Origin of the sequence: Agrobacterium sp. CFBP2214, from assembly GCF_030209895.1 — a bacterium.
Lineage (GTDB): Bacteria > Pseudomonadota > Alphaproteobacteria > Rhizobiales > Rhizobiaceae > Agrobacterium > Agrobacterium radiobacter.
On the sequence record NZ_JARVRC010000004.1, the window covers coordinates 246,962 to 259,733 of the forward strand.

Here is a 12,772-nt window from a genome sequence, read left to right on the forward strand (position 1 = left end):
CTCTCAATTCCGCAAGCTGGCCATGACCGCTTGCAGTAACAATCGGCCGCGGGCCGTTCGGGGAATAAAGCGATGTTTCAGAACCGGGCCGAAGCGCTGGCGCTTGCATTGCCCGCCGCTATTTTCGCGGCGGCGGTCTTTCTTGTGCCGGTCTTCATGCTCCTGTCGGAAGGCTTTCACACCACTGACGGCTGGACATTGTCCGCTTACGCCGATTTCTTCTCCGATCCGCTGAACAGGGCGGTTTTCCTGCGCACCCTGAAGCTTGGCGCGCTCGTCACCATTGTATCTGCGGTGGTGGGTTATGCGGCGGCTTTCGCCATCGTCAATCTGTCGCAGGGCGCGAAAGGACATGTCGTCAATCTGGTCGTCTTGCCGCTGATGATCTCGCCGGTTGCCCGCACCTATGCCTGGATCGTCATTCTCGGCAGAACCGGCATCGTCAATCAGGCGCTTCAGGCGGTAGGACTGAGCGATGCGCCGATCCGTATACTGTTTTCCGAAACGGCTGTTTTCATCGGCCTTCTGCAATTGTTCCTGCCATTGATGATCATTTCCCTCATCAGTGCGCTGGAGAATATGCCCAAGGATACGATCGCAGCCGCCCGCGTTCTCGGCGCAAACTGGCTGCAGGTGTTCTGGAAGGTCATCCTGCCGCTCACCAAGGAGGGGCTTGTTGTCGGCGGCACGCTGGTCTTCACCGGTTCGCTCACGGCCTATATCACGCCGGCCATTCTCGGCGGCTCCAAGGTGCTGATGCTGGAAACCCTGCTCTATCAGCAGGTGACGGTCTCCAACAATTTCGTCGCCGCCAGCGTCATCGCCTTCATCCTGATCGTCATGAGCTTTGCCGCCAATATCCTGCTGAAGCGCATCGCCACCGCAAGGAACAAGAAATGACCCGGCAGCTCTTCATTCCGCTCACGCTCCTGCTCGTTGTCGGCTTTCTGATCGGGCCGTTCCTCATCATCGTTGCGGCCTCGTTTTCGGCCGGCGACACGCTCGCCTTTCCGCCGCAGGGCTTTTCACTGAAATGGATCGCGAAGGTCTTCACCGTCGAAAGTTTCCGTGAAAGCTTCGCGATGTCGATGTTCCTCGCCATTGGCGGCACATTCACGGCGCTCGTCCTCGGTATTCCCGCTTCCTACGCCATGTCGCGCTACAAGCTGCCCTTTGCGGAAACCGTGCGCACGATCGTTTCGGCGCCGATCATCGTGCCGGGTATCATCGTCGGTCTGGCGCTGCTGCGCTATTTCGTCGTTCCCTTCGGCATCGGCATCACGCTTGCCCTGTTTCTCGCGCACACGGCGCTCATCCTGCCCTATGCGGTACGGGTGGTTTCGGCCAGCCTCAACAATCTGCGTTCGGATATCGAGGAGGCGGCGGTGCTGCTCGGCTCGTCGCGGTTTGGCGCATTTTTCCGTGTGGTGCTGCCCAATATTCGCGGCGGCATCCTGTCGGCCTTCATCCTCGGTTTCGTGACGAGTTTCAATCAGGTGCCCGTGTCGCTGTTCCTGTCGGGTCCGGGCGTGCGCACGCTGCCCATCGACATGCTGGGCTACATGGAAATCGTCTTCGATCCGTCTGTCGCTGCACTCTCATCGCTGCTCGCCTTCCTTTCCATCGGCATCGTCTTCCTGGCCGAACGTTTTCTGGGGTTCTCCCGTTATGTCTGACGCAAATTACCTTTCGCTCCAAAAAGTCTCGCTCGCCTACGGCAACAGCATCGCCGTCAAGGATCTCGACCTCGATATCCGCAAGGGTGAACTTCTCGCGCTGCTCGGTCCTTCCGGCTGTGGCAAGACCACCACGATGCGCGCCATTGCCGGGCTGATGCCGGTGGCGGGCGGGCGCATCGATCTCGACGGCGCCGATATCACCCGCGTCGCCGCCAACAAGCGCGCCGTCGGGCTGGTGTTTCAGTCCTATGCGCTGTTTCCTCACCTGACGGTTTACGAAAACATCGCATTCGGCCTGAAACTCAAGGGCATGAACGGCAAGGCGCTTGATGACAAGGTCGCCTCCGGTCTGAAGTCCGTGGGATTGTCGAACTTCGCATCGCGCAAGCCGGCCGAGCTTTCCGGCGGCCAGCAGCAGCGCGTGGCGCTGGCGCGCTCCATGGTCATGGAGCCGAAGGTGCTGCTGCTCGATGAGCCGCTCTCCAACCTTGATGCGCGCCTCAGGCTTGAAATGCGCACCGAATTGCAGCGCGTGCAGAAGGAAACCGGTGTGACGATGATCTTCGTCACCCATGACCAGATCGAGGCGCTCGCACTGGCCGACCGTATTGTCGTCATGAAGGGCGGCAAGATTGAGCAGATCGGTACACCGGAAGAGATCTATAATGCGCCGGTTTCCGCCTTCGTGGCGGATTTCGTCGGCTTTGAAAACATCTTCGCGCTGGAAGGCGGCGCGTTGAAAACCGAAAACGGCACAACACCGCTTACCGGACCAGTCCCTTCAGCATCTGGACTGGCCTGGCGGCCGCGCATGGTCACCCTTGGTTCAGGTCCTTTCCAGGGAACCGTGCGCGGCACATCCTTTGCCGGAAATACCCGTGAGTACCTGCTGGATACGCTGCTTGGTCCCATCAAGGCGGAGACCGATGCTGCGCTGACCGCCCATACGATCGGTGATACGCTCGCCTTCGACCTTCCGGTCGAAAAGGCGGCAAGCCTCAAGGTGTTTGGCTGATCATGGGTGTGTGGATCGATACCGATATGGGCTTTGACGATATCGCCGCCATCATGGTGGTGCAATCGGCAGGCCTTGCCATAGACGGCATTTCGCTGGTCTTCGGCAATGCGACGCTGGATGTTGTCTGCAGCAACGCCGCAGGCGCGGTCGCCGCCTTCGGCTGGTCCATGCCCCTCCATCAGGGCCGTGCCAAACCCGTCCTTGGCGCGCTCGAAACCGCACAATGCATTCTGGGTAACAGCGGCATTCCGACCGTCGGCCGTAGCCTGCCGGATGCGCCCGCTCTGCCGCAAAGCGACGCTTTCACTGCGCTGTGCGGCTGGCTTGAGGGGGCAGGCGAAAAGCGCATCCTCGCGCTCGGCCCGCTTACCAATATCGCCGCCCTTTGCCTTGCCCGGCCCGATCTTGCCGCGAAAATTTCCGATCTGACCTGGATGGGTGGCGGCGTGACGAGCGGCAACCACACCGCATCTGCCGAATTCAACGCCTTTGCCGATCCGGAAGCGCTGGCCATCGTGCTTTCTCACGGCCTGCCGCTGCGCATGGTCGATCTGGACGCCTGCCGCAAGGTCACCGCCTCGCCAGCCGATGTGCTGCCGATCCGAAATGCTGGCGGCAAAAACGCCGGCCTGATTGCCGACCTGCTGGAAGGTTTCATCGGCATCGCCACGAGACGCGGCAGACCGGCCATGGCGCTTTACGATCCCGTTGCCGCTGTCGGCTTCACCTCCGAGCTGCTTGGCTGGCGCTATACGCGGATCGATGTCGAGCTTCACGCGGCGCTAACGCGCGGGCGAACGGTGGTTGAGCCGCGCGCCGACAAGGTTGCCGCCTTCAACGCGCATTTCGCCGACACCGTGAATGCCGAAGCGGCAAAGGCTGCGGTTCTCGAGGCGTTGCGCCGCGAGGCTGCCCGATGAGTGCACAATCCCCGATACGCGAGCCGGTCGATCTCAACGACGATGCGCTGCGCGCCCGCGCGGTTGCCGCTGCGCGCGGCGATGCGGCTTTCGATGTTCTCATTACCGGCGGAACGCTGGTGGATGTGGTGACGGGGGAGCTTCGCGCCGCTGATATCGGCATTGTCGGTCCGCTAATTGCCAGCGTTCACGAACCGGCAAGCCGCAGCGATGCTGCGCAGCTCGTCGACGCGTTGGGCGCCTTTGTCTCGCCCGGCCTGATCGACACGCATATGCACATCGAAAGCTCGATGATAACGCCCGCTGCCTATGCGGCAGCCGTGGTTGCCCGCGGCGTCACCACTATCGTCTGGGACCCGCATGAATTCGGCAATGTCCATGGTGTCGAAGGGGTGCGCTGGGCGGCGAAATCCATCGAAAACCTGCCGCTGCGCGCCATTCTGCTTGCACCCTCTTCAGTGCCATCAGCACCGGGGCTGGAGCGCGGCGGCGCTGATTTCGATGCCGGAATTCTCGCTGATATCCTGTCATGGCCGCAGATTGGCGGGGTTGCGGAAATCATGAACATGCGCGGCGTCATCGACCGCGATCCGCGCATGAGCGGCATCGTACAGGCCGGTCTCGTCTCGGAAAAGCTGATCTGTGGCCATGCGCGCGGCCTGAAGGACGCCGATCTCAACGCCTTCATGGTGGCCGGTGTTTCTTCCGATCACGAGCTGGTCTCGGCTGAAGACCTGATGGCGAAGCTTCGGGCGGGGTTGACCATCGAGCTGCGCGGCTCGCACGATCATCTGCTGCCGGAATTTGTGGAGGCGCTGAATGCGCTCGGCCACCTGCCGCAGACGCTGACGCTCTGCACTGACGATGTTTTCCCGGACGATCTGTTGCGGGGCGGCGGGCTGGATGATGTGGTGCGCCGCCTTGTCCGTTATGGCCTGAAACCGGAATGGGCGCTGCGCGCCGCAACACTGAATGCTGCGCAAAGGCTTGGCCGTGCCGATCTCGGCCTCATCGCCGCCGGTCGCCGCGCCGATATCGTCGTCTTCGAGGATTTGAGTGGTTTTTCAACCCGTCATGTCTTGGCCGGTGGCAGGGCGGTTGCGGAAGCCGGGCATATGCTCGTCGACATTCCAGCCTGCGATGCGACGGCGCTCGAAGGCTCGATGAAGCTGCCGCTGCGCGCAGCCCATGATTTCAGGGTTGCCTGCGAGGGCGCAAGGGTGCGCCTTGCCACCATCGACCGCCCACGCTTCACGCAATGGGGCGAGGCGGAAGCCGAGGTGAAGGATGGTTTTGTCGTTCCCCCCGAAGGCGCCACGATGATTTCCGTCACCCACCGCCACGGCAAGGCCGAGCCAATTACCAGGACCGGCTTCCTTACCGGCTGGGGACGCTGGAACGGCGCCTTCGCCACCACCGTCTCGCATGACAGCCACAACCTCACTGTCGTCGGCGGTAATGCCGAAGACATGGCGCTGGCCGCCAATGCGGTGATTGCGACAGGCGGCGGCATGGCTGTCGCCTCTGAGGGTAAGGTGACCGCGCTTCTACCCCTGGCGCTCTCCGGCCTCGTTTCCGATGCGCCGCTTGAAGACGTAGCACAGGCTTTCGAGGAATTGCGCGCCGCTGTCGGCAAGGTGGTCGAATGGCAACCGCCCTATCTCGTTTTCAAGGCCTGTTTCGGTGCCACGCTCGCCTGCAATATCGGTCCTCACCAGACGGATATGGGCATTGCCGATGTGCTTACGGGACGGGTGATGGAAAGCCCGGTGCTTGCGGTTCTCGAATAGCGGCGGTTCGCATCTGCGGGCTGCGATTTATTCCACCTTGGGCCCGTCAGGCGTCTGTGTTTCACGCGCGGCAATGCGCGCTGCCATCACGAAATTCTTCACCACGGGCGATGTCGTTCCGCGCCGATAGGCGAGCGATATGGAAAGCTGTGGCGGCGGACCGCTGGAGGGCAGCAGGACGATGTTGTGCATTTTGACTTGTGCGACGGATTCCGGAACGAGGGAAACCCCGAGTTCGGCCGCGACCAGCGACAATATCGAGACGATTTGCGGTGCAGCCGGCCCGAGACGCGGCGTGAATCCAGCCTCCTCGCAGGCTTTTATCGATGCATCGTGAAGGCTGGTGCCGATGCTGCGTGGCGTCAGAATGAAAGGGTCGTCGCGCAGTTCCATCAGGTCTATGGCGGTTCCGCGCCGCGCGAGTGGATGGGATGCCGGCAGGGCGACCAGAAGCGGTTCGTCAGTGAGCACTTCCTCGAGCAACGTATCAGGGTCGGATTGTGAGGGGCGCAGCAGCGCCACGTCCAGCCGATCTTCAAGTAGGGCCGGCGTCAGTGCGAGAGCAGCTGCCTCCATCACCTGAAGTTCTACGTCAGGGTATTTGCGTCTGTAAGTGCGGATGCAGGCCGGAACCAGAGGGTTGAGCGCCGCCGTGCCGGTAACGCCTATTCTCAGGATACCGGTTTCACCGGCCGCCGCCCTGCGTGCAAGCCGGATACCTTCGCTCACCTGATGCGGAATATGGGTCACCGCGATGCGAAACGCATGACCCGCCGGCGTTAGTTCCGCGCCATGCGCGAGACGCCGGAATAGCCGCACGCCGATTTCCTGTTCCAGAACCTTTATCTGCTGGCTGAGCGGCGGCTGCGCGATTCCCAGATGTTCTGCCGCCCGCGTAAAACTGCCTTCATTGGCGATGGCCAGAAAATAGCGGATGTGCCTGAGTTCCATGATATTAGATCCAGATATGACAGGAACGCATTCCATATATTAGAATGAAAGACGGAGCTGCGCTATAGCTGGGAGCGAAAAGGACAAACCCGATGCGCCAGCTCAAAAAACAGGATTTCGCCCCGCCGATCGTCATGACGGAGGAGCCGCCGGATGTGCTCTGGATCCGGCAGGGAAGCCGCCAGTTTCGCCGGGCGAGTTGGGCGCTCTTTCTGGCCGGCTTCGCCAGCTTTTCGCTGATTTATTGCGTGCAGCCGCTGCTGCCGGAATTTCCGGCGGAATTCGGCATAAACCCCGCAACCGCATCGCTCGCCCTGTCGCTGACGACGGGAACGCTGGCCTTCGCCATTCTTCTCAGCGGTGCTTTTGCCCAGCTCTTCACCCGCCGAAATCTGATGTTCGTTTCGATGATGCTGGCCGCTATCGCCAATATCATTGCAGCAAGCACGGAAGGTTGGGCATGGCTGCTTGCCGCCCGCGCGCTGGAAGGGTTCGTGCTCGGCGGCGTTCCCGCCGTCGCCATGGCTTATCTTGCCGAGGAGATCGAACCTTCCAGTCTCGGCAAGGCGATGGGGCTTTATGTCGGCGGCACGGCCTTCGGCTCCATGGCCGGGCGTGTCGGCATGGGGCTGGTGTCCGCCTATACGTCCTGGCAGGTCGCAATGTATGCGCTGGGGGCGGTCTGCATCCTTGCGGCCATCGGCTTCCTGCTGCTTCTTCCGCCCTCGCGGAATTTCCGGCCGCAGCACATGCCGCTGAAAAATCATCTGAGAATATGGGCGCAACATCTTGGAAATCCTGAACTTCGGCGGTTCTATTTCCTTGGCGCGATGCTGACGAGCGTGTTCACCACCGTTTTCAACTATTGCGCCTTTCGCCTCGTCGCGCCGCCTTACGAATTGGGCCGCACCGCCGTCAGCATGATCTTCCTGACCTTTGCCCTGGGTATCGTCGCTTCCTCCTATGGCGGTGCTCTGGTCGACCGGTTCAGCCGGCGGATCATGCTGGTGGTTGCCTTTTCCACCATCCTTGCCGGTATCCTGCTGACCTTCGCCTCAAGCATCATCCTCATCGTGGCGGGGATTGCGGCGATAACCGTCGGATTTTTCATTGGGCATTCGGCTGCCAGCAGTGGTGTGGGTGCCAATGCGGGAGGCGCCAAAAGCCATGCTTCCGCGCTTTATCTGCTGTTTTATTATTGCGGAGCGAGCATCACCGGTTGGATCGGTGGCTGGTTCTGGATCCATGCCGGCTGGCCCGGCATCATGGCGATCACCGCCGGCTGCGCGCTTGCCGGAATTTTCGCCAGCCTTGCCGGTCCGAGCGCGCTGCGCGTCTGAGCGGCCATCGCCGATGCATCCGGCCGTTTTTACTCCGCCGCCAGTTCCTGCTCCACCAGTGTTGCCCAGAAAGCGACGCCGGGAACGATTGCCGCGTCGTTGAAGTCGTAGGAGGTGTTGTGGTGCAGCGCGCCATCCACCGCGGGGCCGTTGCCGAGCCAGACGTAGCAGCCGGGGGCCTCGCCCGCGAAAAAGGCGAAGTCGTCGCCGGCGGTCGAGGGCGGGAAGGCGGTGCGGGATTTGTTGCCGAAGACGGTCTTGGCGGCTCGGAGCGCCCGTTTCGTCGCATCGGCATCGTTGATGACGGGCGGAATGCGGCGGATGAATTCATAGCTTGCCTCGATGCCGAACATCGCCGCCGTACCCTTGGCGAGCCTGCCGATTTCCGTTTCAAGCTGGCTGCGCACCTCAGGCGCGTAGGCGCGTGCGGTGCCGCCGATTTCGACGAGATCGGGAATGACGTTGAGCGCCTTGGGGTCACCCGCCTGCACCGAGCAGGCGCTGACGACGGCAGGTTGCAGCGGATCGACGACGCGGCCGACGATGGTTTGCAGCGAAGCGAGGAAGGTGCCCGCCGCCGTTACCGGATCGCGGCCGAGATGCGGCTTGGCGCCATGGGTGCCGATGCCCTTGAAGGTGACGCGCCAGCTGTCGGACGAGGCCAGCTGTGGGCCTTCCACCACGGCCATCTCGTCGAGCCCAAGCCCCGGCATATTGTGCAGGCCATAGACCGCATCGCATGGGAACAGCGTGAAAAGCCCGTCCTCCACCATTTTCTTCGCGCCGCCTCGGCCTTCTTCGGCCGGCTGGAAGATGAAATGCACGGTGCCTGAGAAGTCGCGGGTCTTTGCGAGGTAACGCGCGGCGCCAAGCAGCATGGCGGTGTGGCCGTCATGTCCGCAGGCATGCATCTTGCCGGGAAATTTCGATTTATAGGGCCGGTCGGGCACCTCAGGCATGGCAAGCGCATCCATATCGGCGCGCAGGCCAATGCTGCGGGTGCCATTACCCACCTGCAGCGTGCCGACCACACCGGTGCCGCCAAGACCGCGATGTACCTTCAGCCCGGCGCGCTCGAGAAGATCGGCGACGATGGCGCTGGTTCTCTCCTCTTCGAAACCCAGTTCCGGATGCGCGTGCAGATCATGACGAAGCTCCGTCAGGAATGGCAGATCCTCGCCGATGCGATCCAGCAGTCTCATGGGAAGCTTGTCCTTGAATATGGGAAAAACCCGCGTCATAGGTGGGTTTGTCCGAATGCCTGTTGCTTTGTTTCCGTTCTAGCGGAAAAAGCCAATGAAATGAACCCGCCGCGTATTCGCGGTTGTTGAAATGCCTGATGCGCCGAACGGGATCGGCGCGGCCGAAAACCGCGTCCGCCTTGCGCGATCCCGATCCTGAAAGGAAAACCGATGCCGCCATCCGCATCGCCCGCCGCCCATTCTCCCGCCGCGCCGCATGAGTTCTGGCAGGATATTCTTCCGCCGGCCACCTTCGGTACGGCGGGTCCGCATTCCAGCTTTTTTCCGGCGGAACTGGATGATGGAAGGCAGATCTGCCTGCCCGTCCGGCCGCTTGCGGATGGGGAGCACGCGCTGGCATCGCTCATCGTCAATCAGGCGTCGTTCGCGGTGCTGGAGGCGCTGGCCGCCGATCTCGCCGCCAAGCTCGCGCCCTTCAATCCGGATGTCGTTATCGGCCTGCCGACGCTGGGCTTGACGCTCGCCGCCGCCGTTGCCCGGCATCTCGGCCATTCCCGTTACGTGCCGCTCGGCACCTCGCGCAAATTCTGGTATCTGGAGGAACTGTCGGTGCCGATGTCCTCCATCACCACCCGGCAGGAAAAACGGCTCTATATCGATCCCCGCATGCTGCCGCTCATCGAAAACAGGCGGGTGGCGCTGGTGGATGATGTGATCTCCAGCGGCAGCTCCATCGTATCAGGTCTTGCGCTTCTCGCCGCCTCCGGCATCCGGCCCGCTGTCATCGGTGCGGCCATGCTGCAATCGGATCGCTGGCGGGAAAAAATCGCCGCTTTCGGGCCGGAATGGCCGGAGCGGGTGAGGGGCGTTTTCGCCACGCCGCTGCTCACCAAAGCGGAAGACGGCTGGCGCGTCTGACGAAGCGCAAATTCCGGCAAAAGGCAAGTGGTGATAATTTCACCGCTGCCTAATTTGTGTCTTGCGAAGCTCGAAGAGATCGTCCTAAGATCACTTCCGACAGACAATAGCGGTCGGCGAACAATGCGCCGGTTTGCTTTCGCGCGGTGTCATCCCGGCGTCTGCCCGCCCCCGTTTTGTTCTTTCCGATGACTGGAATTTCTTCCCATGCATGCAGTGTTCGACGGTCATAATGATGTGCTGCTTCGGTTGTGGCGCAACAGCAAGGCCGGTGCCGATCCGGTGGCCGAATTTAAAAGCGGCACACGTGAGGGTCATATCGATGGCCCCCGGGCAAGGGCAGGCGGCCTCGGCGGCGGCATCTGCGCCATCTATATTCCTTCCGGCGACCTTATTCTGCAGGAACCGGATGAAAGCGGCCACTACAACACGCCGCTCGCCGCTCCGCTGGAGCGGCTGCCTTCGCTGGATATCGCCATGGAGAAGGCGGCGATTGCGCTGAGGCTCGATCGTGCCGGCGCCTGGCGGCTGTGCCGCTCCACGGCCGATATTCGCAAGGCCTTTGCCGAGGATATTTTCGCCGCGGTGCTGCATATGGAAGGCTGCGAGGCGATCGGCGCCGATCTCGACGCGCTGGAGGTGTTTTACGCCGCCGGCCTGCGGTCGCTCGGCCCGGTCTGGAGCCGGCACAATATTTTCGGCCACGGCGTTCCTTTCTCTTACCCCATGTCGCCAGATACGGCGCCCGGCCTCACCGATGCCGGTTTTGCGCTGGTGAAGGAGTGCAACCGGCTCGGCATTCTCATCGATCTCGCGCATATCACCGAAAAGGGCTTCTGGGATGTGGCCAAGACCACCAACCAGCCTTTGATCGCCAGCCATTCCAATGCGCATGCGCTCACCCCCGTCGCCCGCAATCTCACCGACAGGCAGATGGATGCCATCAAGGAAAGCCGTGGTCTGGTGGGTCTCAACTATGCCGTGACCATGCTCAGGGCAGATGCGCGCGACATTGCCGATACGCCGCTTTCCGACATGGTGCGCCATATCGACTACATGGTGGAGCGCATGGGCATCGATTGCGTGGCGCTGGGATCGGATTTCGACGGTGCGACGGTACCCGTTGGCGTTGCCGATGCCAGCGGCAACCACAATCTGGTTGCGGCGCTGAAATCGGCGGGCTACGGTGATGGAGAACTTGCTAAAATATGCCGGGAAAACTGGCTGCGCGTCCTATCCCAGGCCTGGCACGAGCCGGCCTGAAGGCAAATAAAAGCGAACTAAATCAATCTCATAACAAAAGGGGAGATCCTATGATCAAATCGCTCAACAAGTCCATGCGTATCCTCAGCACCAGCGCTGCTCTGTCGCTGATGATGCTGTCTGCGCCGCACGCTTTTGCCGCCACGCCGGCCGATACGCTGGTTGAAGGTTTCGCCATCGACGACATCATCACGCTCGATCCGGGTGAGGCTTTCGAACTCTCCGCCGCCGAAGTCACCGGCAACACCTATAGCAAGCTGGTTTCCATCGATCTCAACGACACGTCCAAGGTTATCGGCGATCTCGCCGAAAGCTGGACGACCTCCGAGGACGGCCTGACCTATACGTTCAAGCTGAAATCCGGCCTGAAATTCGCCTCCGGCAATCCGGTCACCGCTGACGACGTCGCCTTCTCCTTTGAACGCGCCGTGAAGCTCGACAAGTCGCCCGCATTCCTGCTGACGCAGTTCGGCCTCAAGAGCGATAACGTCACCGAAAAGGCGAAGGCTGCGGATGCGAACACCTTCGTGCTGACGGTCGACAAACCCTATGCGCCGAGCTTCGTGCTGAACGTGCTGACCGCGACCGTCGCTTCGGTGGTCGACAAGAAGCTCATCACCGAAAAGGCGAAGTCGGTAACGCCGAGCGCCGATTACAAATACGACACGGATTTCGGCAACGAGTTCCTGAAGACGGGTTATGCGGGTTCCGGCCCCTACAAGATCCTCGGCTGGAAGGCCAACGAAGCGGTCATTCTGGAAGCCAACCCGAATTATTACGGTGAGAAGCCGAAGCTGAAGCGTGTGGTCTATCGCCACATGAAGGAAAGCTCCGGCCAGCGTCTGGCGCTTGAAAATGGCGATATCGATGTTGCCCGCAACCTTGAGCCCGGTGACATGGAAGCCGTTTCCAAGAAGGAAGGCCTCGCCGTCACGTCTGCGCCCAAGGGCACCGTCTATTACTTCAGCCTCAACCAGAAGAACGAGAACCTGAAGAAGCCCGAGGTCATCGAAGCCTTCAAATATCTCGTCGATTATGACGCGATCGGTGAGACGATCATCAAGGGCATCGGCGAAGTTCACCAGACCTTCCTGCCGAAGGGCCAGCTCGGCGCGCTTGATGAGAACCCCTACAAGCTCGACGTCGCCAAGGCGAAAGAGCTTCTCGCCAAGGCCGGCCTGAAGGACGGCTTCACCGTGACCATGGATGTGCGCAACACGCAGCCGGTAACCGGCATTGCCGAAAGCGTACAGCAGACGCTGGCGCAGGCTGGCATCAAGCTCGAAATCATCCCGGGCGACGGCAAGCAGACGCTGACCAAATACCGCGCCCGCACCCATGATATCTATATCGGCCAGTGGGGTTCGGACTATTTCGACCCGAACTCGAATGCGGAAACCTTCACCATCAACTACGACAATTCCGATGAGGGCAAGAACAAGACGCTCGCCTGGCGCAATGCCTGGGACGTTCCTGATCTGACCAAGGAAACCCAGTCGGCGCTTTTGGAGAAGGATAGCGCCAAGCGCGCCGCCATCTATGAAAACCTGCAGAAGGAAGTTCTGGCGAAGGGTCCCTTCGTCATCATCTTCCAGCAGACCGAAGTGGCCGGTTACTCGAACAAGCTCAAGGGCCTGAAGCTCGGACCGAGCTTCGACACCAACTACGTCTATACGATCTCCAAGGAATGA

11 protein-coding genes are annotated in these 12,772 nt (G+C 61.2%); 9 read left to right on the forward strand and 2 right to left on the reverse strand.

What is annotated here, in order from left to right; all coding sequences use genetic code 11:
* Positions 1-72: 72 nt before the first annotated feature.
* Genes QRN60_RS13695 through QRN60_RS13715 form a run of 5 tightly spaced genes read left to right on the forward strand, consistent with a single transcriptional unit; the run spans position 73 to position 5,407 of the window.
* Positions 73-900 (forward strand): ABC transporter permease, encoded by an 828-nt coding sequence (locus tag QRN60_RS13695; RefSeq protein WP_003504739.1) that lies wholly within the window; start codon positions 73-75, stop codon positions 898-900.
* A complete protein-coding gene (locus QRN60_RS13700) occupies positions 897-1,676 on the forward strand; it encodes an ABC transporter permease (protein WP_003504740.1) in 780 nt (259 codons plus the stop codon). Before QRN60_RS13695 ends, QRN60_RS13700 begins: the two co-directional genes overlap by 4 nt.
* A complete protein-coding gene (locus QRN60_RS13705; protein ID WP_112495138.1) occupies positions 1,669-2,694 on the forward strand; it encodes an ABC transporter ATP-binding protein in 1,026 nt (341 codons plus the stop codon). The genes QRN60_RS13700 and QRN60_RS13705 overlap by 8 nt, the downstream gene beginning before the upstream one ends.
* A gap of 2 nt (positions 2,695-2,696) precedes the next feature.
* Entirely contained in the window at positions 2,697-3,617 is a 921-nt protein-coding gene (locus QRN60_RS13710; protein WP_020810852.1) for a nucleoside hydrolase, read from the forward strand.
* Positions 3,614-5,407 carry an adenine deaminase gene (locus QRN60_RS13715; RefSeq protein ID WP_020810853.1) on the forward strand — a complete coding sequence of 598 codons (1,794 nt, stop codon included), beginning with the start codon at positions 3,614-3,616 and terminating at the stop codon, positions 5,405-5,407. Before QRN60_RS13710 ends, QRN60_RS13715 begins: the two co-directional genes overlap by 4 nt.
* Before the next feature lie 27 nt (positions 5,408-5,434).
* Here QRN60_RS13715 and QRN60_RS13720 read toward each other — a convergent pair whose 3' ends face one another.
* Positions 5,435-6,358, reverse strand: coding sequence for a LysR family transcriptional regulator (locus QRN60_RS13720; protein ID WP_003504744.1), 924 nt, complete (start codon positions 6,356-6,358; stop codon positions 5,435-5,437).
* A 92-nt stretch (positions 6,359-6,450) separates the two neighbouring features.
* On the opposite strand from QRN60_RS13720, the gene QRN60_RS13725 reads away from it, so the two are divergent.
* Positions 6,451-7,698 (forward strand): MFS transporter, encoded by a 1,248-nt coding sequence (locus QRN60_RS13725; protein ID WP_112495139.1) that lies wholly within the window; start codon positions 6,451-6,453, stop codon positions 7,696-7,698.
* 29 nt (positions 7,699-7,727) lie between these two features.
* Here the strand turns inward: QRN60_RS13725 and QRN60_RS13730 are convergent, their stop codons facing one another.
* The gene (locus tag QRN60_RS13730) at positions 7,728-8,900 is read right to left on the reverse strand and encodes a M20 aminoacylase family protein (RefSeq protein ID WP_031234007.1); all 1,173 of its coding nucleotides are present in this window, start codon (positions 8,898-8,900) and stop codon (positions 7,728-7,730) included.
* A gap of 210 nt (positions 8,901-9,110) precedes the next feature.
* Here QRN60_RS13730 and QRN60_RS13735 point away from each other — a divergent pair, with 210 nt between their 5' ends.
* From QRN60_RS13735 to QRN60_RS13745, 3 genes are all read left to right on the forward strand, one after another.
* Positions 9,111-9,818 (forward strand): phosphoribosyltransferase, encoded by a 708-nt coding sequence (locus QRN60_RS13735; RefSeq protein WP_112495140.1) that lies wholly within the window; start codon positions 9,111-9,113, stop codon positions 9,816-9,818.
* A gap of 207 nt (positions 9,819-10,025) precedes the next feature.
* On the forward strand, positions 10,026-11,081 hold the full coding sequence (locus tag QRN60_RS13740) for a dipeptidase (RefSeq protein ID WP_060726726.1): 1,056 nt from the start codon (positions 10,026-10,028) through the stop codon (positions 11,079-11,081).
* A gap of 50 nt (positions 11,082-11,131) precedes the next feature.
* Positions 11,132-12,772: an ABC transporter substrate-binding protein gene (locus tag QRN60_RS13745; protein ID WP_020813230.1), complete on the forward strand. Its 1,641-nt coding sequence runs from the start codon at positions 11,132-11,134 to the stop codon at positions 12,770-12,772.

Excerpts from the sequence above, each read along its gene's own strand:
- QRN60_RS13695 (WP_003504739.1), top strand. The coding sequence starts at position 73 with ATGTTTCAGAACCGGGCCGAAGCGCTGGCGCTTGCATTGCCCGCCGCT.
- QRN60_RS13700 (WP_003504740.1), top strand. The coding sequence starts at position 897 with ATGACCCGGCAGCTCTTCATTCCGCTCACGCTCCTGCTCGTTGTCGGC.
- QRN60_RS13705 (WP_112495138.1), top strand. The coding sequence starts at position 1,669 with ATGTCTGACGCAAATTACCTTTCGCTCCAAAAAGTCTCGCTCGCCTAC.
- QRN60_RS13710 (WP_020810852.1), top strand. The coding sequence starts at position 2,697 with ATGGGTGTGTGGATCGATACCGATATGGGCTTTGACGATATCGCCGCC.
- QRN60_RS13715 (WP_020810853.1), top strand. The coding sequence starts at position 3,614 with ATGAGTGCACAATCCCCGATACGCGAGCCGGTCGATCTCAACGACGAT.
- QRN60_RS13720 (WP_003504744.1), bottom strand. The coding sequence starts at position 6,358 with ATGGAACTCAGGCACATCCGCTATTTTCTGGCCATCGCCAATGAAGGC.
- QRN60_RS13725 (WP_112495139.1), top strand. The coding sequence starts at position 6,451 with ATGCGCCAGCTCAAAAAACAGGATTTCGCCCCGCCGATCGTCATGACG.
- QRN60_RS13730 (WP_031234007.1), bottom strand. The coding sequence starts at position 8,900 with ATGAGACTGCTGGATCGCATCGGCGAGGATCTGCCATTCCTGACGGAG.
- QRN60_RS13735 (WP_112495140.1), top strand. The coding sequence starts at position 9,111 with ATGCCGCCATCCGCATCGCCCGCCGCCCATTCTCCCGCCGCGCCGCAT.
- QRN60_RS13740 (WP_060726726.1), top strand. The coding sequence starts at position 10,026 with ATGCATGCAGTGTTCGACGGTCATAATGATGTGCTGCTTCGGTTGTGG.
- QRN60_RS13745 (WP_020813230.1), top strand. The coding sequence starts at position 11,132 with ATGATCAAATCGCTCAACAAGTCCATGCGTATCCTCAGCACCAGCGCT.